At 67.4% G+C, this 23,468-nt stretch carries 17 protein-coding genes; 10 read left to right on the top strand and 7 right to left on the bottom strand.

Annotated features, from left to right (window positions below):
* The first annotated feature begins 3 nt into the window (after positions 1-3).
* The 4 genes from HUX53_RS03960 (at position 4) to HUX53_RS03945 (ending at position 4,740) form a co-directional block, all read left to right on the top strand.
* The gene (locus tag HUX53_RS03960) at positions 4-1,287 is read left to right on the top strand and encodes a HEAT repeat domain-containing protein (protein ID WP_176401804.1); all 1,284 of its coding nucleotides are present in this window, start codon (positions 4-6) and stop codon (positions 1,285-1,287) included.
* 167 nt (positions 1,288-1,454) lie between these two features.
* Complete coding sequence (locus HUX53_RS03955) at positions 1,455-2,312, top strand: hypothetical protein (protein ID WP_176401803.1); 858 nt, start codon at positions 1,455-1,457, stop codon at positions 2,310-2,312.
* Positions 2,313-2,454: 142 nt separating this feature from the next.
* Positions 2,455-2,706, top strand: a complete 252-nt coding sequence (locus HUX53_RS03950; RefSeq protein ID WP_176401802.1) for a hypothetical protein — start codon at positions 2,455-2,457, stop codon at positions 2,704-2,706.
* A gap of 393 nt (positions 2,707-3,099) precedes the next feature.
* Complete coding sequence (locus tag HUX53_RS03945) at positions 3,100-4,740, top strand: protein kinase (protein WP_176401801.1); 1,641 nt, start codon at positions 3,100-3,102, stop codon at positions 4,738-4,740.
* 141 nt (positions 4,741-4,881) lie between these two features.
* On the opposite strand, the gene HUX53_RS03940 is transcribed toward HUX53_RS03945, so the two are convergent.
* Entirely contained in the window at positions 4,882-5,502 is a 621-nt protein-coding gene (locus tag HUX53_RS03940; protein ID WP_217919053.1) for a DUF4360 domain-containing protein, read from the bottom strand.
* A 4-nt stretch (positions 5,503-5,506) separates the two neighbouring features.
* Here HUX53_RS03940 and HUX53_RS03935 point away from each other — a divergent pair, with 4 nt between their 5' ends.
* Positions 5,507-5,686 (top strand): hypothetical protein, encoded by a 180-nt coding sequence (locus HUX53_RS03935; protein ID WP_176401773.1) that lies wholly within the window; start codon positions 5,507-5,509, stop codon positions 5,684-5,686.
* 71 nt (positions 5,687-5,757) lie between these two features.
* On the opposite strand, the gene HUX53_RS03930 is transcribed toward HUX53_RS03935, so the two are convergent.
* On the bottom strand, positions 5,758-6,687 hold the full coding sequence (locus tag HUX53_RS03930; protein ID WP_176401799.1) for an NADP-dependent oxidoreductase: 930 nt from the start codon (positions 6,685-6,687) through the stop codon (positions 5,758-5,760).
* Positions 6,688-6,763: 76 nt separating this feature from the next.
* On the opposite strand from HUX53_RS03930, the gene HUX53_RS03925 reads away from it, so the two are divergent.
* Complete coding sequence (locus HUX53_RS03925) at positions 6,764-7,354, top strand: TetR/AcrR family transcriptional regulator (RefSeq protein WP_176401798.1); 591 nt, start codon at positions 6,764-6,766, stop codon at positions 7,352-7,354.
* On the opposite strand, the gene HUX53_RS03920 is transcribed toward HUX53_RS03925, so the two are convergent.
* The 4 genes from HUX53_RS03920 to HUX53_RS03905 form a co-directional block, all read right to left on the bottom strand.
* Positions 7,332-7,679 (bottom strand): VOC family protein, encoded by a 348-nt coding sequence (locus HUX53_RS03920; RefSeq protein WP_176401797.1) that lies wholly within the window; start codon positions 7,677-7,679, stop codon positions 7,332-7,334. The two genes, HUX53_RS03925 and HUX53_RS03920, sit on opposite strands and share 23 nt — an antisense overlap.
* 167 nt (positions 7,680-7,846) lie before the next feature.
* On the bottom strand, positions 7,847-9,649 hold the full coding sequence (locus HUX53_RS03915) for a WD40 repeat domain-containing serine/threonine protein kinase (RefSeq protein WP_176401796.1): 1,803 nt from the start codon (positions 9,647-9,649) through the stop codon (positions 7,847-7,849).
* Complete coding sequence (locus HUX53_RS03910; RefSeq protein WP_176401795.1) at positions 9,636-11,009, bottom strand: McrC family protein; 1,374 nt, start codon at positions 11,007-11,009, stop codon at positions 9,636-9,638. Before HUX53_RS03910 ends, HUX53_RS03915 begins: the two co-directional genes overlap by 14 nt.
* The gene (locus HUX53_RS03905; protein WP_176401794.1) at positions 11,009-12,553 is read right to left on the bottom strand and encodes an McrB family protein; all 1,545 of its coding nucleotides are present in this window, start codon (positions 12,551-12,553) and stop codon (positions 11,009-11,011) included. The genes HUX53_RS03910 and HUX53_RS03905 overlap by 1 nt, the downstream gene beginning before the upstream one ends.
* A gap of 194 nt (positions 12,554-12,747) precedes the next feature.
* Here HUX53_RS03905 and HUX53_RS03895 point away from each other — a divergent pair, with 194 nt between their 5' ends.
* Together HUX53_RS03895 and HUX53_RS03890 are read left to right on the top strand one after the other, a co-directional pair.
* Positions 12,748-13,200, top strand: a complete 453-nt coding sequence (locus HUX53_RS03895) for a GNAT family N-acetyltransferase (RefSeq protein WP_217919052.1) — start codon at positions 12,748-12,750, stop codon at positions 13,198-13,200.
* A gap of 41 nt (positions 13,201-13,241) precedes the next feature.
* Positions 13,242-13,679: a DUF4267 domain-containing protein gene (locus HUX53_RS03890; protein ID WP_176401793.1), complete on the top strand. Its 438-nt coding sequence runs from the start codon at positions 13,242-13,244 to the stop codon at positions 13,677-13,679.
* Positions 13,680-14,199: 520 nt separating this feature from the next.
* Here the strand turns inward: HUX53_RS03890 and HUX53_RS03885 are convergent.
* Positions 14,200-16,026, bottom strand: coding sequence for a WD40 repeat domain-containing serine/threonine protein kinase (locus HUX53_RS03885; protein ID WP_176401792.1), 1,827 nt, complete (start codon positions 16,024-16,026; stop codon positions 14,200-14,202).
* A gap of 202 nt (positions 16,027-16,228) precedes the next feature.
* On the opposite strand from HUX53_RS03885, the gene drmD reads away from it, so the two are divergent.
* Both drmD and HUX53_RS03875 read left to right on the top strand, forming a co-directional pair.
* Entirely contained in the window at positions 16,229-19,327 is a 3,099-nt protein-coding gene (gene drmD, locus HUX53_RS03880; RefSeq protein WP_176401791.1) for a DISARM system SNF2-like helicase DrmD, read from the top strand.
* Between the two features lie 10 nt (positions 19,328-19,337).
* Positions 19,338-23,384 (top strand): DNA methyltransferase, encoded by a 4,047-nt coding sequence (locus HUX53_RS03875; protein WP_309237035.1) that lies wholly within the window; start codon positions 19,338-19,340, stop codon positions 23,382-23,384.
* The last annotated feature ends 84 nt before the right edge of the window (positions 23,385-23,468 follow it).

Genomic DNA, 23,468 nt, shown 5'->3' with positions numbered 1-23,468 from the left:
TCCGTGGAGATACAGGCCCTCATAGAGCAATTGGCCGGACCCGACCAGAAAGCCGCGAGCGACGCCCTCGTGGAGATCGGCGCCCCGGCCGTCGGTCCGGTCCTGGACGTCCTCTGCGACGAGGACTCCGCGGTCGACTGGAGCACCAGCGCCACCGTGCTGCGCCGCATCGGACGTCCCGCCCTGGACCCGCTGATCGAGGCCATGGCGAAGGCCCCCACGACCGAGGTTGCCCGCCGCTGCGGCTGGGCCCACAGCGGCCTCAAGATCGACGACCTCTCGGCCTTCGTCCCAGGACTGCGCCACCCGAGCCCGGAGGTCCGCGCCAACACCGCTTACACGCTCCAACTGAAGGGCGAAGCGGCCCTCCCGCACGCTTCCGACCTGATCGCCCTCCTGGACGACCCCGACCCCGACGTCAGGCAGCGCGTCATCTGGGCCATCAAGGAACTGGGTTCCGCCGTGGTACCCCTCCTCCGGGACGTCCGCCGCTCCAGGTCCGGCCGCCTCCGCCGGCCCGCGCTGGAGGCGCTCGCCGAGGTGGCCGGCCCGGCCGGGCTGGACGACCGCGACCTGGCCGCCGTCCGCCGCCTGATCCGCGTCAAGCAGGCGGCCGAGACACCCGAGCCGATGCACCTGTGCGGCACCTGGTTCGCACTCCCGACCGGCGACCAGCAGGCCGTCCTGGACGCGTTCGACCTCTCCGACCCCGAACCCGTCACGATGCGGCTCGGCGCGTCCGCCTGGAACAGCGACCACCACGGCTGGGGCGCCGACCACCTCGCCTGCTCCCGCACCTACGTGTCACCGCGACTGGACGGCTGGACCCTCGTCTTCGGCAACCCCTTCCATTCCGGCGAGGACTTGGACTCCGAGCAGCTCACGGACCACTGCCGAGCCCTGAGCACCCGTTTCGGCGCAGCGCACTGGTACGGCGCGAGCTGCGGCGACGACTGGACGGCCTGGTGCGTAGCCGAACACGGGGAAGTCGTCCGCTACTACGACATCTACGAAGAAGACGACCAGATCGGCCCACCGCACCCGGCCGAAGAGGGCTACGTCCTCCCGCACATCGATCCTTTCCCCGACGACGCCTTCGACGGCATCGACATCGGGGACAGTGCCGCTTTCCAGGCCCGCGAATGCCACGCCACGACCTTCGCCGCCCGCGCCTCGGTAGACCCGTCCGCCCTGGGCCCGAAGACCGACGTCCAAGGCCACGCCGTCCTGGCCCTGACGCCCTGCGGCCGAACCCACGGCCACCCCCGAGGCGCCCTCGACATCTAGCCCGCCACCGTCTGGTCCCACAATCCGCAGCTAACCGGCAATCCCGGCACCCTGCCCTACCCCTTCCGACCAGGCGAAACAGCCCATCCTGACCAACTCGTCAATTGACCCGTAGACACGCTGCTTTAACGCTTTGAGAGGGATCGGTTACCGATAGTTTGCCTGTCATGCCGTCAACCGATCACGAGCTGCCGCTGGCGATGATCCGCGAGAAGCCGCAGCTCGTCCCGACGATATTGCGGACCGTCTTCGAGCTGGACATGCCCGGCGACGACGACAAGGCCACGGTGACCTCGGAGTCCTTCGCGGGCCTGAACCCGGCCGAGTTGCGCTGCGACGCCACCGTCCTCCTGGACGACCCCAAGAAGCCCAGCCACGGCATCATCGTGGAGTGCCAGCGGCGCTACGACAAGGACAAGACCTACAGCTGGCCCGCGTATCTCGCTCTCCTGCGGGAGCGGCACAAGTGCCCGGTGACCCTGCTGGTCATCTGCCCCGACCAGACCGTCGCGCGCGCCTGCGCCAAACCCATCGACCTGGGCCACCCCGACTGGGTGCTCAAGCCTCTGACCTTCCACCCGGGGATGCTTCCCGCCGTCACCGACCCCGTCAAGGCCCGCGAATGCCCCCAGTTGGCGTTGCTCAGCGCGACCGTCCATGCCGACGGCCCGGACGCCGAAGCCGTCCTGACCAGCGTGGTCGTCGCATTCGACGCCCTGAAGTACGAGAGGCCGGAAGTCGGCCCCCTGTACTATGACTACCTGACGGACCAGCTCTCTGAAGCTGCCCGCAAGCTCCTGGAGGAGATCGTGAAGACTGCCGGCTACGAGTGGAAGTCGGACTTTGCCAAGGCCCACCGCGCCGAGGGCCGCGCCAAGTCGGTCCTGCTGGTCCTGGAGGCCCGCGGGATCAACGTCCCCAACGAGGTCCGCGAGTGCGTCACGGACTGCACTGACACCGACCGGCTCGAGCGCTGGGTCCAGCGGGCCGCCGTCATCGACAAGGCCGAAGACCTCCTCGACTGACGACTTCCCTGGCCTCGTCCGCGCACTGGTGTGGTGGGCGGGGCCGTGTCGCTTTCACGGCCCGTCTCCGGGCCGCTCCCGATCCGATGCCCTGATCCGAGCGTCGTCCCTGGTGGGACGGCTATTTCGGGCTGGGCGACTGTTGGAGGAGAAGACGGCCATCAAGAACTACGAGTGGAAGTCGGACTTCGCCAAGACCCACCGCGCCGAGGGGCGCGCCGAGGGGCGCGCGGAGGGCGAGGCGAAGATCCTCCTGCTGATGCTGGAGAACCGTGGGATCAACGTTCCCAACGAGGTCCGTGAGCGCGTCACGAACTGCACTGACACCGACCAGATCGAGCGCTGGGCCGAGCGGGCCCTCGTCATCGACAAGGCCGAAGACCTCCTCGACTGACGACTTCCCCGGCCTCGTCCGCGCACTGGTGTGGTGGGCGGGGCCGTGTCGTTTTCACGGCCCGTCTCCGGGCCGTTCCCGATCCGATGCCCTGATCCGAGCGTCGTCCCTGGTGGGACGGCTATTTCGGGCTGGGTGACTGTTGGAGATGAAGATGGCCATCAAGAACTACGAGTGGAAGTCGGATTTCGCCAAGGCCCACCGCGCCGAGGGGTATGCCGAAGGTTACGCCGAGGGGTACCTCACAACGGGGTAATCCCCATCGAACAACCCTCTAATGTCATATGTACATTAGTGTTCTTTAGTGTCGGCGGCGCGTTGCGCACGCGCAGAGCGGCTTCGTACGCTTTGGGCCGGGTACTGCGGGCGGTGGGCGGCAGGAGGGCTGGCCGGGTGGGAGTTCAGGCGGAGCCGGAGCGGATCGTCGGCGGACGGTACCGGCTCGTGGCGCCACTCGGTGTGGGCGGGTTCGGGCGTGTGTGGAAGGCGCACGACGAGGCTCTGGACGTCCACGTCGCGGTCAAGGAGGTGCGGCTGCCGCAGCAGGCCGTCGCGGAGGCCGAGCACCGCGAACGGGTGGTCCGCGCGGCCCGGGAGGCCCGCAACGCGGCCCGGTTGCGCGACCATCCGCACATCGTCGCGGTCCACGACGTGGTCGTAGAGGACGGCACCCCCTGGATTGTGATGCGCCTCGTCGACGGGCCCTCCCTGGGGGAGCGCCTGCGTACGGGCGGCCCGCTGCCCTCGCCGCTGGTGGCCGAGTTGGCGACCGCGCTCCTCACGGCGCTCAAGGCGGCGCACGCGGCCGGGATCGTGCACCGTGACCTCAAACCCGCGAACGTCATGCTCGCCGAGGACGGCCAGGTCCTCCTCACCGACTTCGGCATCGCCGTGCACGAGACCGACACGCGCCTCACCGCCACCGGAGGGGTCATCGGCTCGGCCGAGTACATGGCCCCCGAACGCCTCAACGGCTCCGGCGACCACCCCGCCGGCGACCTTTTCTCGCTCGGCGTGACCCTGTACGAGGCGGTGGAGGGCATCTCCCCGTTCCGCCGCGACACCCCCACCGCCACCATGGCCGCCGTCGCCATGCACGACCCCACGCCGCCGCGGCGCGCCGACCCCGTCCTGGCCTCCCTGATCGTCGCGCTCCTGGCCAAGAACCCCGCGGACCGTCCCACCATCGACAGCACCCTGGCCATACTCCGCGCCACGCCGGAGACGCAGACGTCCACCGTGTCCATGGCACCGGCCCCGCGGCAACCCGGGCCGCTCGGCGGAGCCCAGCCTCTCCTGGCCGAGGAACGCCGGCGCATACGCGACCGGGAAGGCCCAGCCGACGGCTACCGGATCGCCGTCTACTGCTCCCTTGTGTTGTTCACCCTGGTCTCCGTGCTCACGTTCATCGCGCTGATCACGACCTGGCATACCCTGCCCGGGGACTGGCGCACGTCCTCCGAGACCTACCCGGACGCGGAGGACACCGGCGAATTCGAGCGCTGGCAGACCATCTACAGCCGGCTGCTGGCCGCCAAAGTCCTTTCCGGTGTGGGCCTGGTGACGTGCTGGATCCTCTGGTTCGCCTGCGTACGCCGGCTGGCCGACAGATTCGCCCCGGGCCGCCTGCGCTACCGCCCCGGGATGGCCGTGGCCGGATGGTTCGTCCCCATCGGAAACCTGTTCCTTCCCAAGCAGATCGCCGACGACGTCTGGCACGCCTCCAGTGCACAGGACAGAGCACCCGCCCCTACCGGACCGCTGAACACCTGGTGGGTCGCCTGGCTCGTCACCTTTCTGACCTGGCCGCTGTTCTGGACCCCGTCATGGTTCTTGATCGACAAGGTGGTCCATCCCCACAAGTTCGAGGATCCGGACGGAAAGATCGAGTACGTGCTCGACCTCGATTACCAGTTCGGCGGGCTCTACTGGATCCACATCGCCTGCCACTTCCTGGTCCTCCCCTTGGCGGTCATCACCGTCCTCTACATCCGCCGCCTGACTGCCATGCAAACCGCCAGACTCCGACGCTGACCGAGGTTCCCCCGAAGCACGGACTGCTGGGGATTGCCCCGTTGTGGGTTGGCGGGTCGGAGGGGGCTCACTACTGCTGAACTCTCGGCCGCCACTTCTGCCGAGGCGGGCGGGGGCGTCCGCCTCGGCTTCACGTGGGGGTCAGGCGGGGCAGTGTTTCCAGGTGAGGTGGTAGACCGCGTCGGCGTAGGTGGACTCCATCGCGATGAAACTGGTCCCGGGGCCGTCGCCCGGGCTCACCCGGAGTTCCGTGTTGATGTTCAGGTTGCGGTCCGTGTCGCATGGCTTGTAGATGCGGGTGGACGGGTCGGTCGTGTCGGTGAAGTGCCAGTCGTCGTCGTACGGGCCCTGGAGGGTGTGGCTTACCGACTGCGATCGTGAGTCGCCCTGGAAGTAGTAGGTCGTTCGCTGCAGAGCGGAGACTCCGCGCTGTAGGTGGGCGTGTCCGCGGGTTTCGATCCCGGTGACCGCGTAGGTGTATCCGTCGGGGCCGTTGACGCGCACGTTGAGCTGGCAGTTCTGCCGGAACGCCGTCGGCGGGGCGGCGTCGCCGGCCCAGGCCGCGTACCGGCGGTAGGTGACGGTGAGGGCGGCGCCGTCGTGGGACGGGGTGACCGTCGTCGTGCCGGGCGGGCAGCCCGAGCCGTTGACCGTCACCACCTCCATGGTGACCTTGCCGGGCGGCGGGGCCGCGGACACGGTCGAGGACGCGAGGGCGGAGTGGGCGGCGGCCAGCGCGGGCAGGAGGAGTGCGGCACTCACCGCAATGACCGTGCGTTTCGTGTTCTTCATGGGCGGGTCCTCAAGCAAAGTCGTGGAGTCCACCTCCGGGAGCACCCGAACCAACCTGCCGGACGAAGTCGAAGAGAACGTCACCTACCGCAACGTCCAGATCCACTACATGATCGAAGCGAAACTTCCCCGGACGTACATCAGCGGCCGTTAGTGCAAGGCCGAGAAGTTTCGATCGCGATGACCAGCGCTTCCGCCTAGCGGGTCAGGTCCGCAGCGGCGCGATTACATCGTGACCACGATTTTGCCGTGGACGTGGCGTCCGGCCTGTAGTGCGACGGCGTCGCGGACCTGCTCGATCGGAAAGGTCCCGGCGATAGGTACGGTGATCTCGCCGGCGAGAATCCCGTCGGTGATTCGCTCCATGGCGTCCAGCCCTGCGTCGAAGCCACCTGTGGCGCGGAAGCCGCCGGGAGGGTTGGGCCCGGCGGCGATCGTGGAGATCCGCTCGGGCGGTACGCCGAGTGCCAGCGCGGTCTCGGCCGTCTCCGTGCCGTACAGGTCCGTCGCCGCGGTCACTCCGCCGGACGCCAGCGCGCGTACCCGGTCGGCGAGTCCGGGGCCGTAGGCGACGGGGTCGGCACCGAGCCGCCGCAGGAACTCGAACGTGCTCTCCGAGGCCGTGCCGATCACGGTGGCGCCGGCGAGTTTCGCGAGTTGCACGGCGAACACGCCCACGCCGCCGGCGGCGCCGCCGATCAGGACGGTGTCGCCGGACCGCAGGCCGATCGCCTCCAAAGCCGCGGCGGCGGTGAGTCCGGCCACCGGAAGCGTGCTCGCCACCTCGTCGCTGATGCCGTCCGGCGTACGGAAGACGGCGTCGGACACCCCGGTCGGCGTCCTGACCAGCACGAAGTCGGCGGCGGCTCTCCCCAGCGCGCCGCCGAAGACGCGATCGCCCACTGCGAAATCCGTTGCGCCGCCGCCGACCTCGTCGACGACGCCGGCGAAGTCGTATCCGAACCCGGCCGGCACGGTGAGGCCGAACTGCGCCGCCAGCTCGGGCTGCGAGGCGATGCCCCAGTCCATCGGATTCAGCCCGGCGGCCGTCACGCGGACGCGGACTTCGCCCGGGCCGGCGTGCGGCTCCGGAACCTCGCGCACGTCCAGTACCTCGGGACCTCCGTGCGTGTCGTAGACGACGGCTCGGCTCATGAGAACCTCCAAAGTGATGGGACTTGGTCCTATCACCCTACACGAGTGATGGGACCAAGTGCCGTATGCTGTCCCCATGGCCCGCTGGCAACCGAACGCATCAGAGCGGCTGGCCGTGGCCGCGCTCGAACTGTTCGCGGAGCGGGGCTACGAGAACACGACGGTGATCGACATCGCGCAGCGCGCGGGGCTGACGAAGAGCACCTTCTTCCGGCACTTCCAGGACAAGCGCGAAGTGCTCTTCGGCGGCGACACCATGGCCGCACGGCTCGCCGAGGCGATGGCCGCGGCACCCCCGGCCGCCACCCCGCTTGAGACGGTGGCCCATGCCCTGGACGCGGTCGGACGGGAGGCCTTCACCCCCGACCGCCGCGAATTCAGCGCCCGCAGGCGTGCGGTGATCGCCGCCAATCCGGAACTGCGAGAGCGCGAAGCACTGAAGGGCCTGGGGCTCACCGCAGCAATGGCCGAGGCGCTCAAACGGCGTGGCGTTCCCGCCCTGACCTCAACCGTCGCCGCGGAAATGGGCGCACTCGCCGCTGACATCGCCTATGCGCGCTGGAGCGATCCGGCCAACGCCGACGACTTCGGGGAAACCGTCCGGCAAGCGCTCGACGAAGTCCAAACGGCGCTTCGGTCCACGCTCAGCGATGACCCAGCACGTTGACCACTCGGCCGTTGGGGTCGCGGACGAAGAATCGGCGCACCCCCCACTCCTCGTCCTGCAATGGGTGCACGATCTCAGCGCCGCTATCGCGCACGGCCGCATAAGCCGCGTCCACATCGTCCACCTCGACGCTCATATCGGCGACGACCGGCGCGGTCTTGTCGCTGGTCATGACGCTGACCTGTGCAGTCGGTACCGACGGAGAAGCGACCGTCACGATCCAGCCCAGGTTCATGACCTCCTCGAACCCCAGCAGCCCATAGAACTCCCGGCTCTCCTGCAGAGCCTCTGATCGGACGTTGGGCACGACACGGCGAACAACCATTGACAACTCCAAGCAAAATCGAGTTAACGAACGAAGCACTACGCCCCATCGTCACCCCGTCCCCCGCCCACGTCTTGGACGAATGGGAACCGCGCGATTCTTCGCATCGGGGAGATGCAGCGTCACCACAGGCCATCAACAGAGCAGTTTCGCGCCTGCGCCCGGGCTCAGAGCACCTTCGACAACCGGACCACTCTGTCCGCGCCGGCGCTCGCCAGGATCGTGCCGTCCGGGCTGAACGCGACCGTGTCGACAGAGCCTGTGTGGTCGTTGATCTGTCGGGTTGGGATGTCCAGGCCGATGTCCCACAGCAGGACTGTCTGGTCGCGGCTTCCGGTTGCCAAGATCCCGTCGCGGCCGAAAGCGACCGAGTTGACCACGCCGGTGTGGCCTTCGAGCACGGTGGCGGTACGTGTGGCCAGGTCCCACAACGTTGCCGTCCGGTCCTCGGCGGTGGCCAGGATCGTGCCGTCCGGGCTGAACGCGACCGAGTTGATGCGGCCGTTGTACTGCGCGAATCCGTTGATCATTTGGCCTGTGGCCACGTCCCACAGCCATGCGTTGGTGGCCAGCATGCTGCCGTCGGGGCTGAACGCGACCGAGTCGGCGCCGCTGAACTTGCCTTTGAGCGTGCTGACGGTGCGGGCTGTTTTCACGCTTCGCAACTCCGTCGTGTAGTTGCTGCTGATGGCGAGCGTGGTGCCGTCGGGGCTGAACGCCACCGATCGGATGCCGGATCCGGGAACGTTGAACGTGTGGACGGTGTTGCCTGCCGCTACGTCCCACAACACCGCCGTACCATCGGCGTGGCCGGTGGCGACGGTTCGGGCGTCCGGTCCGAACGCCACTGCCTCGACGGCGCTCGCGTGGCCGTCGAGCAGGAGGACGACGCGGCCTGTGGAAAGGTCCCAAAACCGTACGGTGCGGTCGGGACTCGCGGTGGCCAGAATCTCGCCGCTTGGGCTGAACGCCACCTCGCGAATGGCGTCAGTGTGGGCTTTGAGTACCAAGGCCGGATCGCGCAAGGGCGAGGGCCGGTTCGGGGCGGTGGTCACCAGGGTCGCACCGTCAAGGGCGGATACGGTCGTGTCCTTGATGGCGGTGTGCTCGGTGAGTGGGGCGGAGGGCGCCGAGCCTGTTCTAACGGTGAGCGGCATGGAGCGGGAGATCGCGGCTAGGGCATCGGCGGCTTGCTCGGCAGTGGCCCTTTTGGTGGGGTTTTTCACCAGGAGCGTTGCCAGAACCGCGCCCAAAGGTCCCGCATGCTTGGCCGGACGAGGCTGCTTCATCAGAATGGCCCCGTACAAGGACGTCAGGGTCGGCCCGCTGAACGGGGCCACACCCTCCACTGCCTTGTACAAGGTCACGCCAAGCGACCACAGGTCGCAGGATTCGGAAACGTCCTGCTTGTCAAGTTGCTCCGGCGCCATATAAACGGGCGTGCCCATCACGGCACCCGAAGCGGTCAAAGTAGTAGCGTCGGCGACATTGGCGATGCCGAAGTCGGTAATGACGATTCGCCGTCCTGCCAGCAGCACGTTGTCGGGTTTCAGGTCCCGGTGGACGATGCCCGCCGCGTGTGCCTCCCGCAGCGCGTCCAGCATGGCCGCCCCGATCTCCGCCACCCGCGCGGCCGGCAGCCGCTCCTCCTTCGCAAGGACGGCGGCCAGCGACGGCCCGCCCAGGAACTCCATCACGATCGCCGGCGCGCCCTCGTGCTCGACCACATCGTGGATGGTGACGATCCCCGGATGGTTGAGCCGCGCCGCCGCACGCGCCTCCCGCAGCAGCCGCTGGGTCAGCAACTCGCGCTGCTCCAACGTCAGCCCGCCGTGCAACAGGATCTGTTTGACCGCTACCGGACGATCCAGCACGAGATCGTGGCCGCGCCACACCCGGCCCATCCCGCCCTGGCCGACCAGCTCCACCAGCCGGTACCGCCCGCCCACCAGCTCATCAGTCTCCGCCACAGGACAACGATAGACATCCGCCGATTACGCATGGGTTCACATCAAGGGACATATGCACCGCACCCCCGGCAGCGCCGTGGGCGCGGCCCAGGTCAGCGAAGTTCCCTCGCGCAGCGATCTGGTCGCGCAATTCGGCGAAGAGCCCGTCCCGCGCGGTGATCGATGCCAGCACTTGCGGAACATTGACCGCCACATACGTCACCCGTGCGGCCACGCCGCCGTCCCCGCGATGAAGCCTGACCGTCCTGGACGGGACGTCGCGCTCACTCGCGTAAACGATGAACCCCGTCGGCGATGAGCCGCCGGCCGCCTGCGCGTACACAAAGCTCTGGAACAGGTCGGACGTGGCGACTTTCTTGTCCGCGTACAGCTTGTACTTGGCGTCGACGGAGCAACGCCGGGCGTTCGTCCCACGCCCCTGAACGAGCAGGACGTCCGGACGGATCTCGGTGTACGACCCGCCTCCCTCGCCCCGGATCGCCCCGGCCAAATTCTCCTGCGCCTGCACCGAGACCCCGGACCCGCTGAAAGCGTCCCGCAGCAGCCGCGTGACGAAATCCTCGAACAGCTTGTTCATGTCGACCATGAAGGCGTGCGTCGTCCGGTTGAGCCCCGCGTCCCTGAAGGACGAGCCCTCCAGCAGCATCCGGGCCCACCGATGCGCGTTGCGGTAATGCTCGTTGGCCCGGTGGTAGACGAGGCGCTCCACCGCCGACCGCACGTCGAAACCGTCGAGCGCGCACACACCGGAGAAGTCGGCGGCCAGCCGCCGCGCCCGTGCACGCACGTCCGGATCCTTCGCCACACGGGCGGCGAACTGGAGCGCCGCCCCGCACAACCGGTTGTCGAGGATGTCGGCGCTGCGCTCGTCATACCGGCATTCCAGCCGGTCCAGCATCCCGAACCGCCGCGTGACCTGCCGCTCCACCAGCAGCCGCCCCCGGACGACCGGCAGCGCGTCCTCCCGCCGCAGGTAGTCGCGCCGCAACCCGTGCCGGAGCAGCCGGTCGCACTCCCGGGTCAGCAGCAGGCACACGAGGTCACGCAGGTTCAACCCGGTCCCGAGTCGCCAAAGCAGCGGCAGTTCGCGCAGCGAACGCAACCCGGCGGCGTAGTCGATCATCTCCAGCACTCCGAGCTCGGACCCGGCGAGCTTCGGCTGGACGCGAATGGACGCGCAGTCGAGATCGACCACCCCCACGTGCGGCCCGGCCTCGATCTCCAGGTCACCGTTCCGCAGCCAGCGCAGCGTGATCCGCCCGGCCAGCTCCTCCGACTCGGCGACGGCGAGGTCCGCGGCGCTCGGTTCGAGCCCCGGCACCCGCCGGCGCCCATATTCGGCGACGACGATGGTCTCCACTACTCGCCCGCATTCGCCTGGAGTTCGGACGACAGGGCCTCGACGAGCCGTTCGTCGCTCAACCCGGCGACGGTGTGCGTCTGCACGTCCACGATCTCCTGCCCGAGGAACCGGGACAGCATCGAATAGTCGTCGTAGGCGTACTCCTGGAGCAGCGGCAGCACCTCGGTGCGAACGATGGCCGCCAGGTCGGACTCACTGTCGACCAGCTCCCCGCCCGGCATGAAGAACGAGTGCCCGATCTGCCGCTCCCGCCCCAGCTCCTTGACGACCCGCCGGTTGAGCTCCCGCAGCAGCAGGCCGAGGTCGACGTCCCCGACCTTCTGCCCGTCGAGGACGTCGGTGTCGGGCAGCAGCTCATGGAACGCGAACCGGCGCCGCAGCGCGGAGTCCAGCAGCCGGATGCTGCGGTCCGCCGTGTTCATCGTCCCCAGAATGTGCACATTGGACGGCACCGCGAAGCGCCCGCCGGACGGCAGCGTGACGTGCATGCCCCGCTTGTCCGGCTCCAGCAGCGTGATCAGCTCCCCGAGGATCTTCGGGATGTCGCCCCGGTTGATCTCATCGATCAGCAGCAGGTAAGGCCGCTCGGGATTCTTCGCGGCCACCTCGCACTGCTTGAGCCGCTCGTGCGCCGCGAACGCGTCCAAGTGGGTTCTCTCTCCGGAGAGATGGAAGATGAGCTTGCGCACATGGTCACGGCTTGTGACCGGGATGAGCGTGCCAGGAAAGTAGCAGGAGATCGCCTTGGCCGTCAGCGCTGGCAATGGCCGGATCGAAGCGATGGTGTCGATTTCGCTGAGCTGCCCAGCCTGGATCGTCTCGAATGCTTCAATAAGGCCTGCCCGCACATTCTCCCAGGCGTTCTGCTCATCGTCGTACTCGGAGGGGTATCTCCATACGCCTTCCTTTTTGCGCCGAAAGATGATGTGCTTGGCGGCGCTTCCGCCCCTCATGCTGCACAGAGCGTCTGTTCCGAACTCCATGCGGTGGCAGAAAGAATCCTGGTAGACGTCCGTCCCGAGGGCGTAACGCTCAAGGGGCATTGTCGGCCAGGCGTCCAGCGGGAAGTCGCGCACCACCTGGGCGATCTCCGCGTCCGCCTCGGCGATCTGGTCCGCGCGGGCGGCGCGGTCGAACTCGGCGAGCGCCTTCGACAGTGGCTTCGCGGCCGTGGTCATGCCGCTGACGCTGGGGAGCGGCACGAGGGTGCACGTCTGGCAGACCTTGGAGACCGGACGTCCGGTGCCGTTGCGTAGCCCGATGCCTTCCGCGAATGCCTGCCGTCCCCGCACGTCTTCCGCCGAAGCGGCCTCCAGAAGCCGCCGCCACAGTTCCCTGTCCGGGTCGGGGTAGATTTTCCAGCCGTCCTCGTATCCGACCATGTGCGTGCAGGTTCGGCTGTGGTGGAGCGCCGTCCCGTCGCCGGCCGGGCAGATCACCTCACCGGACGACGACGTCAGCTCGAAGGACTGCCCGTCGTAGTGGACGATGCGGCGCCCATCGGGGCTTTCGTTGACGGTGACGCTCAGTCCAATACCCATACTCAATTCGTAGCGCTTCAGGGCCGGGTGGCTTCAACCCCGGGTAAGACTCCTGTGGCCAACTCAGGACACTCCGCAACGACGGCGGCTCACGGCATCGGCGACAGCCGGACCGTCCCGTCCTACGCCGCCGGCGCTTGCGCCTTGCCGCCGAAGACGCCAGCTGATCCCGACCAGCGCCAATACTAAAGATCATGGAACTGAGCACACCACGGCTGCTGCTACGCGAGTTCCGCGCCAGTGACCACGCAGCTGTTCACACCTTCGCCGGCGACACCGAGGTGACCCGCTACACCGACTGGGGGCCCAACAGCCCGTCTGACACCACCACATTCCTCACTGAGGTGACCCAGGACGCCACCAGCAACCCCCGACACCGGTTCGCGCTCGCCGTGGTCAACCGCGAGCACAACCGGCTCATCGGATCGATCGAACTTCGGGTCACCAGCACCTCCCAGCCGGGGTTCGTCTCCCTGCAGATGCACAAGGGAACGGCGGACAGCCGGCTTCTGATGAACGTCGCGGTCTGGGAGTCGACGGAGGCTCTCGCCACGGCTTTCGGCCGCCCGGAGTTCCAGCGCATGGCCGCCGAGTCCCCCGACGACATCGTGTCGTACCCGCACATTTTCGAGCGGATCGACGTATGACACGGCCCCGCCTCCAGCTCAACGTTGCAATGAGAAGAACCATGTCGCTGAAGAACATCAACACCGTCCTGGCCACCGCCATCGTCCTGTTCACCTTCTACCTCGGGCTGTCCTTCGTCCTGGTCCCTGAGACGCAGGTGTCGGGCTTCGGCCTGCCGAGTTGGCCCGCCGGGGACGGCGGCGGCTTCCTGGTCGTGAAGGGCAACCGGGAGAACGCGATGGGCCTGGCCATGGGCGTCCTGCTGGTGACGGGCCAGCGCCGCGTCCTGGGCTGGGTCCTGCTGATGGTGGCCGCCGCCCCGCTCGGCGACATGATCACCGTCCTGGGCCACCACGGCTCCGTGGCCGCCGCGTTCGGTATTCACGGCCTGACCGCGGCGCTGATCGCGGTCACGGGCCTGCTGATCCTCCGCGAGACCGGCAAGGCCCGCAAGGCCCGGGACGCCGCCGCCCCGGCGCCCGCCGCGCAGCCCGCCTGACGGGCCTACATCGAGGTCCCGACGCGATCGACCCCGTCGCCCACCACGCGCGGGCGGCGCGGTCGACCTCGGCGAGCGCCTTCGACAGCGGCTTCGCCGGCGTGGTGATGCCGCCGACGCCGGGGAGCAGCCGAGCGTGCACGTCTGGCCGACCTTCGAGACCGGACGGCCCACCCCGTTGCACCGCCCGGCGTCCTCCGCGAACGCCTAGCGCCCCCGTACGTCGTCCACAGACCCGGCTTCCAGTAACTGCCGCCACAGATTCCCGTCAGGATCGGGATAGGTCTTCGACCCGGTCCTCGTATCCGACCATGTGTGTGCAGGTCCGGCTGTGGTGGAGCGCCGTCCCGCCGCTCGCCGGGCAGATCACCTCACCGGACGACGGCGTCAACTCGTAGGACTGCCCGTCGTAGTGGACGATCCGCCGTCCGTCAGGGGTTTCGTTGATGGTGACGCCCAGCCGGGTGGCTTCAACCCCGGGTAAGACTCCTGTGGCCGACTCGCGACACTCGCGGACGGCTCATGGCAGCGGCGACAACCGCACTGTCCTGTCATCACCGGCGCTCGCCAGGAGACTGCCGTCCGGGCTGAACGCAACCGCTTGGACGTCGCGGGTGTGCACCGAGATCTCTCGGATGGGGCGGCCTCCGATGTTCCACAGGCGTACCGTCCGGTCGCTGCTCCCGGTGGCCAACGTCGTGCCGTCCGGGCTGAACGCGACCGAGTTGACGGTGTCGCTGTGACCGTCCAGGACGGTGGTGCCGCCCGTGGTGATGTTCCACAGTCGGACGATCCGGCCGACATTCGCGGCCAGGATCCTGCCGTCCGGGCTGAACGCGACCGAGTTGACCGTGAGGAAACCGTTCTGGAGCCTTTTCCAAGCGTTGCCTGTGGTGAGGTCCCACAACCGCGCATCGGTGGCGAGGAGTGCGCCGTCCGGGCTGAACGCCACTGAGGCGGCGCCACCGGCGCGACGCTTGAGAGCGATGGTGGCGGGCCGGCCGGTGCGCACGTCCCACAACCGCGTCTTCTCGCGGCTGGCGGTGGCCAGGGTGGTGCCGTCCGGGCTGAATGCCACCGAGTGAATCCGGGATATGTGGTCGCCGCACGTACCGATGAGACGCCCGTCGGATGCGGTCCACAACCGTGTCTGCTGGTCACCGTGGCCGGTGGCGAAGAGCGAGCCGTCTGGGCTGAACGCGACCGCGCAGACGTAGCCGCCGCTGGCGTTGATCTCCCGGATCGCGCGGCCTGTGGCGATGTCCCAAAGCCGCACTGTCTGGTCGTGACCGGCGGTGGCCAGGGTCGTGCCGTCCGGACTGAACGCGATCTCGCAGACGGTATCGGTGTGGCCGCTGAGAGTCCGGGCGACGCGATCAGTTGCAGGCGCATGCCGTGGTGTCGGTCTGTAGTGTCCGGCTGCGTGCAGGGTCGCGCCGTTAACCGCGAAGCCCGCGACGTCTGGGGCGCTGTCATGTGTGGACGCGGCCGTGCCGGCGATAGCGGAGCGGCCGACAGCGTTGACGCGCGGCTCTTCCGGCGCGGGACGGAAGACCGCCTCCAAGGCAAGAGCGGTCTGTTCGGCAGTGGCCCTCAAACCCGGGTCCTTGACCAGGAGCCCCGCGAGAACCTCGCCCAGAGCCCCCGCATGCGAGACCGGACGAGGATCTTTCGTCAGGATCGCCCCGTAAAGAGACGTCAAGGTCGGCCCGCTGAACGGAGGCACCCCCTCCACCGCCTTGTACAAGGTCACACCAAGCGACCACAGGTCACACGACTCGGTGACGCCCTGCCCCTCAAGCTGCTCCGGCGCCATATAGACAGGCGTGCCCATCACAGCGCCCGAAGCGGTCAAAGTAGTAGCGTCGGCGACGTTGGCGATGCCGAAGTCGGTGATGACGGTCCGTCGCCCGGCCAGCAGCACGTTGTCGGGTTTGAGGTCCCGGTGGACGATGCCCGCCGCGTGCGCCTCCCGCAGCGCGTCCAGCATCGCCGCCCCGATCTCCGCCACCCGCGCGGCCGGCAGCCGCTCCTCATTCGCAAGGACGGCGGCCAGCGACGGCCCGCCCAGGAACTCCATCACGATCGCCGGCGCGCTCTCGTGCTCGACCACATCATGGACGGTGACGATCCCCGGATGGTTGAGCCGCGCCGTGGCACGCGCCTCTCGCAGCAGCCGCTGGGTCAGCTCGTGGTCCGTCAGCCCGCCGTGCAGCAGGATCTGCTTGACCGCTACCGGACGATCCAGCACGAGATCATGGCCGCGCCACACCCGGCCCATTCCGCCCTGGCCGACCAGCTCCACCAGCCGGTACCGCCCGCCCACCAGCTCAGAAGTCCCCGCCACGGCAACAAAGATAGACATCGGCCGTCACGTGCGCATTACATTCCATGTGTACGGACTACACGTAATATCTACCTGTTGATCGCATGTGTTCACAACGCGTATGGTGGCAAAGCTCCCAGCGGCCGGATCGGGACGATGCGCCACACGCCGCACGCCCCTGTGCTAACAAATAGCAGCAGCTCACGACCCAGGAGGAGACTCGGTGGCGACAGTGACCGATGAGGGGCCCAAGCCCGGGGCGCTCGTCCAGGTGCGGGGGCAGCGCTGGGTTGTGAGCACCGTGGACGAGGGGAACGACAGGAGCACCCTCGTTACGCTCCAGTCCGTCGAGGACGGGCGGTACGGCGACACGCTCTCCGTCATCTGGGAGGTCGAGCCCGGCCGCCGCACCCTCCCGTCCGGCTCCCTCCCCGAGGTCACCCAAGGCAAGTTCGACTCCCCGGAGAGACTGGCCGCCTTCCTGGACGCCGTCCGCTGGGGCGCCGTGGCGTCCGCCGACGTCAAGACGCTCCAGGCGCCGTTCCGCTCCGGCGTCGCCATTGAGGACTACCAGCTCGAACCCGTCGCCCGCGCCCTCGACGCGCCCCGCGTCAACCTTCTCCTCGCGGACGACGTCGGCCTCGGTAAGACGATCGAGGCGGGGCTCGTCGCGCAGGAACTCCTCCTCCGCCAGCGCGGACGCAAGATCCTCATCGTCTGCCCCGCCGGCCTTACCGTGAAGTGGCGGGACGAGATGGCCGAGAAGTTCGGTCTCGACTTCACCGTCATCGACTCCGAGGAGTGCGCCAAGGTCCGCCGCACGCACGGCAGTGCCGCGAACCCGTTCGAGGTCTACCCGCACGCGATCGTGTCGCTTCCGTGGCTGCGCGGCGCGAAGGCGCAGCGGCTTCTCGACGAGGTCCTTCCGCCGGACGGCCCCACCTATCCGCGCACGTTCGATCTCCTCATCCTGGACGAGGCGCACCACGTGGCCCCCGCCGCGCCCAAGCAGATCTACGCGATCGACTCCCAGCAGACGAAGCTGATCAGAAGGCTCGCGCAGCATTTCACGCACCGCCTTTTCCTGTCGGCCACCCCCCACAACGGCTACCAGGCGAGTTTCACCGCGCTCCTGGAAATCCTGGACGACCAGCGTTTCGCCCGTGGCATGAAACCCGAGGAGCAAGCGGTCAAGGAAACGGTCGTCCGCCGCCTGAAGTCCCAGATCATCGAGAATGGCAGTCCCCGTTTCAAGGAGCGGGACGCCCGCGAGATCCCGGTCGTCTATCCCGATGACGAGCGCGAGATCCACCAGCTGCTCCAGGAGTTCGCGCAGGCCCGCCGCAGGCGCCTCAACCAGACCCGCGGGCGCAAGGCCGCCGACCTGGTGACGCTGCTGCTGAAGAAGCGCCTGTTCTCCAGCCCGGCCGCGTTCGCGCACACCGTCGCCGCCTACATGGAGACGCTCAAGTCGAAGTCGCGCCACGTCCTCCCGCCCGAGGACGAGTGGCTGGACGAGTTCTTCGACGACACCGCCACCCTCGACGACGAGTCCCTGGACGAGGCCGAGTCCGACGCGCTCGCCCTCACCACCCCGCTCATCCAGGAGAGAGCGGACGAGCTGGCCCTCCTGCAGCGCATGCACGACTGGGCGGCCGCGCACGAGGCCCAGCCGGACGCGAAGGCCCGCAAGCTGATCGAGTACCTCAGGTCCGTCTGCCGTCCCGACCGCGACTGGACGAACGAACGCGTCATCGTCTTCACCGAGTACCGCGACACCAAGGACTGGCTCCGCGAACTCCTGCGCGCCCAGGGAATGGGCGGCGACCGTGTCGCCGAACTCGACGGCGCCATGACCACCGACGACCGCGAGAAGCTGAGATTGGCGTTCCAGAAGGCGCCGCACGAGCATCCGGTCCGGATCCTGCTCGCCACCGACGCCGCCAGCGAGGGCATCGACCTGCAGAACCACTGCCACCGGCTCGTCAATTACGACATCCCGTTCAACCCGAACAAGCTGGAGCAGCGGATCGGGCGCGTCGACCGCTACGGCCAAAAGCAGACACCCGAGATCCGCCATTTCGTCGGCACCGGATGGGACAAGGCCGTCGACTCCTATGAGGCCGACCTGGAGTTCCTTTCCCGCGTCGCCCACAAGGTCGTCCAGCAGAAGGAGGACCTGGGGTCGGTCAACCCCGTCCTCGCCGACGCCGTACAGCGCCGCCTCCTCGGCGAGCACGTCGACGTGGACGCCGAGACGGCCAGGGCCGCGAAGAAGGAGCGGGTCCCGTCCGAGTCCAACGTCGGCGACCAGGTCCGCAAGCTCCGCGACAACCTGGACGAGACGGTCAGCACCCTTCGCATCACCCCGAACGGCGTCAAGCGCGTCGTCGACACGGCGCTCGCGCTGGCCCGCCAGCAGCCGCTGACGAAGGCCGTCGACCCGGGCGGCGGCGTCTACGACGTGCCCGTCCTCACCGGGTCGTGGGAGCGTGCGTCCGCCGGGCTCCTGGAAAAGCTGCCGCCGGACGGGCAGCCGCCCCGCCAGCTCCCCGTCACCTTCAGCCAGCGGACGGCGAAGGACCGGGACGACGTCGTCCTCGCCCACCTCGGGCATCCGCTCGTCGCGATGTCGACGCGGCTGCTGCGCGCCGCCGTGTCCAACGACCGCATCGACCTGAACCGCGTCACCGCCGTCGTCGGCGACGACCCGGAGCTGGAGACGACGCTGGTCGCCGCGTTCTCCCGGTTCGTCCTCGTCGGCGCGGACGGCGTCCGCCTCCACGAGGAGGTCCTGCACGCCGGCGGCTGGGCCCCCGACGGGGGACGGTTCCGCCGCTGGGAGAACCTCGGACGCCTCGGCGCGCTCCTCGACCGCGCCCTCACCGAGGGCACCGCCGCGACCCCGCGCATCCAGGCCCGCCTCGCCGAGCGGTTCGAGTCGCTGCGGCCCGGCCTCGAAGCCGCGATCAAGTGGCGGGCGGACACCCGGCGCGAGTCCCTCGTCCGCCGCCTCGACCAGCGCCGCGACGCCGAGTCCCGCCGCATCACCGCCAACATCGAGCAGTTCTCCGCCAGCCTCCGCGACCAGCTCGCGAAGGGCGACGAGGAGGGCGCGCTGTTCTCCGAGGCGCAGGCGGGCAGCCGCGAGGAGATCCGCCAGTACCAGAACGACCGCCGCTCCTGGGAGGAACGCCTGCAACGCCTGTCGGACGAGAAGGACCTCGAACTCCAGCAGATCAGGTCCCGTTACGCGAGCCCCGAACCGCACTCGTTCCCCGTCGCGGTCGTTTTCGTCGTCCCGAAGCGAGAGGCGATCTGACATGGCCCCCGTGGTTAATAAGCGCTGGCCCCGCCACAGGGACGACTTCAACCACGCCGACTGGCTGAGCCTGATCGACGTGTCCGGGCCGTTCCTCAGCGTCCCCGTCCTCCGCCGCGTCTGGCCCACCCTCGACGCGCTCGACAAGGGCGCCCGCGAACGCCTCCGCCAGGAGCACGCCGCCCTCCCCGGCCGCCCGTGGATCGACTACGTGCTGACCGAACTCCTCGGCTGGGGCGACGCGGCGCACTTCACCGGCCTGGACGCCCTGTCCATGGACGTCCCCGAGCACGACACCGCGGTCACCCCGTCGTTCGCCCTCCTCGAACCGGGCACGGCCCCCGGCGAGGACGCGAAGAACGTCCGGCTCCTCGGCCTCGTCAGCGACGACCGTCCCACCCAGCGGATCAAGGACTCCGACTGGGCCGCGACCCCCGTCGACCGCCTCGCCCAGCTCTGCCGCCACCACGACGTCCAGCTCGGACTCGCCACCGACGGACGCTGGTGGGCCCTCGTCTGGGCCCCGCGCGGCGGCGTCACCACCACCGCCGTCTTCGACGCGGTCAACTGGCACGAGGCCGCCGAACGCGACGTCGTCCGCGCCTTCGTGTCCATTCTCAGCCGCGCCCGCTTCTTCGCCGTCCCGGACGACGAGACCCTCGTCCGCCTCCTCGACGTCAGCAAGGACAACCAGGAGGACATCACCGAGGCCCTCGGCGTCCAGGTCCGCCAGGCCGTCGAACTGCTGGTCGCCGCCATCGGACGCGCCCACACCGCCGACGTCGCCCAGGGCGGACGCGGCCTCACCGACGTGTCCGCCCACGAGGTCTACCGGGGCGCCGTCGCCGTCATGATGCGCGTCGTGTTCCTCCTCTTCGCCGAAGAAAGAGGACTCCTCCCCGCCGACAAGGAGCTGTACCGGACGGCCTACTCCGCCGGCCTCCTCTGCGCAGAGCTTGAGCAACGTGCCCTGGACGGCACCGAAGAGGACCTCGAACACACCTACACCGGCTGGCACCGCCTCCTCGCCCTCTTCAACGCGGTGTATTTCGGCGTCGACCACCCCGAGATGAAGATGCACGCCCACGACGGCTCCATCTTCAACCCGGAGACGTATGCGTGGCTCCCGCACACCATCGACGACCGGACCGTCCTGCACATGCTCCAGGCGGTGCAATACGTCGAGATCGGCACCGGGAAGAGCCGGGAACGCCGCAGGCTGTCCTTCGCCGCCCTGGACGTGGAGCAGATCGGATACGTCTACGAGGGCCTGCTCTCCTTCGAGGGCTTCCACGCGGACGAGACCTACGTCGGCCTGATCGGCAAGGCCGGATTCGAAGAAGAGGTCCCCCTCCGCACCCTGGAGGAATTCGCCGCCGCCTGCCCGGACGTCCCGTCCCTGGCAGCGAAGATGGCCACCGAATACAAGGACTCCCGGATCGGCTCCGCCAAGGCCCTGGAAAAGCATCTCGCGCCCCTCCCGGACGCCGAGAAGCAGGACGCCCAGCGCAAGCTCCTGGCGGTCACGGCAGGCGACTACCCGCTGACCGAACGCCTGCTGCCGTTCTACAAGCTCATCCGCACGGACCTTCGCGACCTGCCCGTCGTCATTCTGACGGACGCCCTGTACGTCACGGAGTCGTCGCTGCGGAAGAACACCGGCACCCACTACACGCCGAGTTTTCTCGCCAAGCAGGTCGTCGAAGGCGCTTTGGAGCCGCTCGTCTACTCGCCCGGCCCCTTGCAGACGGCCGATAAGAATGAGTGGAAGCTCAAGACCTCGGACGAGATCCTGTCGCTGAAGGTCGCCGACATCGCCATGGGCTCGGCCGCGTTCCTTGTGGCCGCCTGCCGTTACCTGGGTGACAAGCTCGTGGAGGCGTGGGTCCGCGAGGGCGATGAGCGCGTCCGCGACTACAAGGGCAAGTCGACCACCATGGCCGCCGACGCCGAAGCGGACCCGGTCACCATCGACGCCAGCCGCCAGATCATTGAACATTGTCTCTATGGCGCGGATATCAACGAGATGGCCGTCGAAATGGCCAAGCTGTCCCTGTGGCTCGTCTCCATGGACCCGCACAAGCCCTTCACGTTCCTGGACGACCGCCTCATCGTCGGCGACTCCCTGCTGGGCATCACGTCCCTCGACCAGCTCGAAGTCATGCACATGGACGCCAAGCGTGGCCGCCAAATCCACGAGCGTTTGGACGTTCGCCTGACCGCTGGAGTCCGGGAGCTTGTCTCCCGCGTCGCCGACGAGCGGCGACGTCTCGTGGAGATGGACGGCTCGACCATTGAGGGGCTAGACGCAAAGCGCGCCATTCTCGCGGAGACTCTGGTTCAGACCAAACTTGCCTCCTTCATCGGCGACATGACCGTTGGCGCTGCCCTAGCCAACGCCGGACGGGGCGACGCTGGCCTTCGCAATGCTTCTGTCAGGGTCGCTGACCTGGCGATGCGCATCCTGAACGGTGACGAGCGCGCCGAACTGCAAGCCCGTGATCAACTTCGTGAATGGCTCGGCATTGATCTTCCAGCCGGGGCCTTCAGCCGCCAGCCGATCCACTGGCCCCTGGTGTTTCCGGAGGTCTTCGAGAACGACGGTTTTGACGCCATCATCGGTAACCCCCCCTTCCTTGGTGGATCGAAGATAACTGGGTCAATGGGGACGGCATATCGGGAGCATCTTGTTCGTGCGGTTGGGTATTCCAAGCGGGGAACGGCTGATCTCGTGGCCTATTTTGTGCTGCGGGCCCATAGCTTGATCAATAATCACGGTCAGACTGGCTTGATAGCGACAAACACTCTTCCTCAGGGGGACACCCGCGAAGTTGGTCTCGATCAGGTTATAGAGCTAGGAAGTGTAATTCGCAGGGCGATTAAGAGTCGACCCTGGCCCTCTAAGAGTGCAATGCTCGAATACTGCGTGATCTGGACATCGTGGACGGTGCCTACTGGCGAAGCGGAGTATGTCCTCAATGATTTGGTAGTCAAGGCAATCGAGCCGGGGCTGACTCCCGCATCGCGCGTTACCGGAAACCCTCACAGGTTGGATAATAGTCAGGGTATCGCTTTTATTGGTGTAAAGTTGATCGGCAATGGCTTCGCGGTCGATCCCGATGTCGCCGAGTTGTTGATAGAGAAGAACTCGCGCAATGCTGACGTTCTTCATCGATACCTGATCGGCAGGGATCTAAATTCTCGGGCCGACCTTACAGCGAGCCGCTATGTGATAAATTTCCGTGAGTGGAATAAAGAGCGAGCGATGGAGTATGAAGAAGTATTTGACATCGTTGAACGTGACGTTAAGCCTTTTCGTCAAAGGAAAAAGCCTGACGGATCTTGGGTCTTGACTGAGCCGGTGCGTGAGAAATACTGGCAGTTTGAAGCCACGCGCCCAGCGATGTTGGAGGCCATTGGGTCGCTGGACTCGGTGATAGCGATGGCGCAGGTCAGCAGCACTGTAATGCCGGTCGTGGTGTCGTCAAGGCAAGTATTCGATCAGAAGGTAGTCGTATTCGCATCGTCTGACAAGGCATTGCTTGTGCTGCTCAGTAGTGGCATTCACTACTGGTGGACAGTCTTTCGAAGCGGCACGATGAAGACCGACTTGAGCTATTCTCCAACAGATGTTCTTCAAACATTGCCGTTTCCGGAGATGACCTCCGAGATGCGGAGGGTGGGGCAGCGATTGGATGGCTTCCGGCGGGATGTCATGCTGGGGCGGCAGGCAGGGCTCACGAAGACGTACAACATGGTGCATGATCCCGGATGCAGCGATGCGGACATCGTTGAACTGCGGGAGATCCATAGGGCGATCGATGAGGCTGTGTGCCGGGCGTATGGGTGGGACGATCTGATCCCGGAGCTTGACCATGGGCATCACGCAGCGGGACGCGAGACGCGGTACACCGTGGGTCCTGCCGTCCAGCGGGAGTTGATAGATCGGCTGCTTGAGTTGAACCACGAGCGGTATGACGCTGAGAAGGCCGCCGGCCTGCATGACAAGAAGGGAAAGAAGCGCCCAAAAGCCAGTGAGCAGGACGGCCTCTTCTGACCCGTTGACTTGCGGCGTGTTGTGGTTATGGGGACGCCCATAACCACAACACGCCGCAAGTCAACGGGGTCGCTTAGTACTCCA

It is taken from the genome of Actinomadura sp. BRA 177 (assembly GCF_013372625.1).
In the GTDB taxonomy this organism is placed as follows: domain Bacteria; phylum Actinomycetota; class Actinomycetes; order Streptosporangiales; family Streptosporangiaceae; genus Spirillospora.
This window is presented reverse-complemented; position numbering and strand designations above follow the sequence as displayed.

Bases quoted from the DNA above. Each gene is read 5' to 3' on its own strand.
- HUX53_RS03920 (WP_176401797.1), bottom strand. From the start codon at position 7,679: ATGGTTGTTCGCCGTGTCGTGCCCAACGTCCGATCAGAGGCTCTGCAG.
- HUX53_RS03955 (WP_176401803.1), top strand. From the start codon at position 1,455: ATGCCGTCAACCGATCACGAGCTGCCGCTGGCGATGATCCGCGAGAAG.
- HUX53_RS03890 (WP_176401793.1), top strand. From the start codon at position 13,242: ATGTCGCTGAAGAACATCAACACCGTCCTGGCCACCGCCATCGTCCTG.
- HUX53_RS03925 (WP_176401798.1), top strand. From the start codon at position 6,764: ATGGCCCGCTGGCAACCGAACGCATCAGAGCGGCTGGCCGTGGCCGCG.
- HUX53_RS03935 (WP_176401773.1), top strand. From the start codon at position 5,507: ATGACCGTGCGTTTCGTGTTCTTCATGGGCGGGTCCTCAAGCAAAGTC.
- HUX53_RS03905 (WP_176401794.1), bottom strand. From the start codon at position 12,553: ATGGGTATTGGACTGAGCGTCACCGTCAACGAAAGCCCCGATGGGCGC.
- HUX53_RS03930 (WP_176401799.1), bottom strand. From the start codon at position 6,687: ATGAGCCGAGCCGTCGTCTACGACACGCACGGAGGTCCCGAGGTACTG.
- HUX53_RS03895 (WP_217919052.1), top strand. From the start codon at position 12,748: ATGGAACTGAGCACACCACGGCTGCTGCTACGCGAGTTCCGCGCCAGT.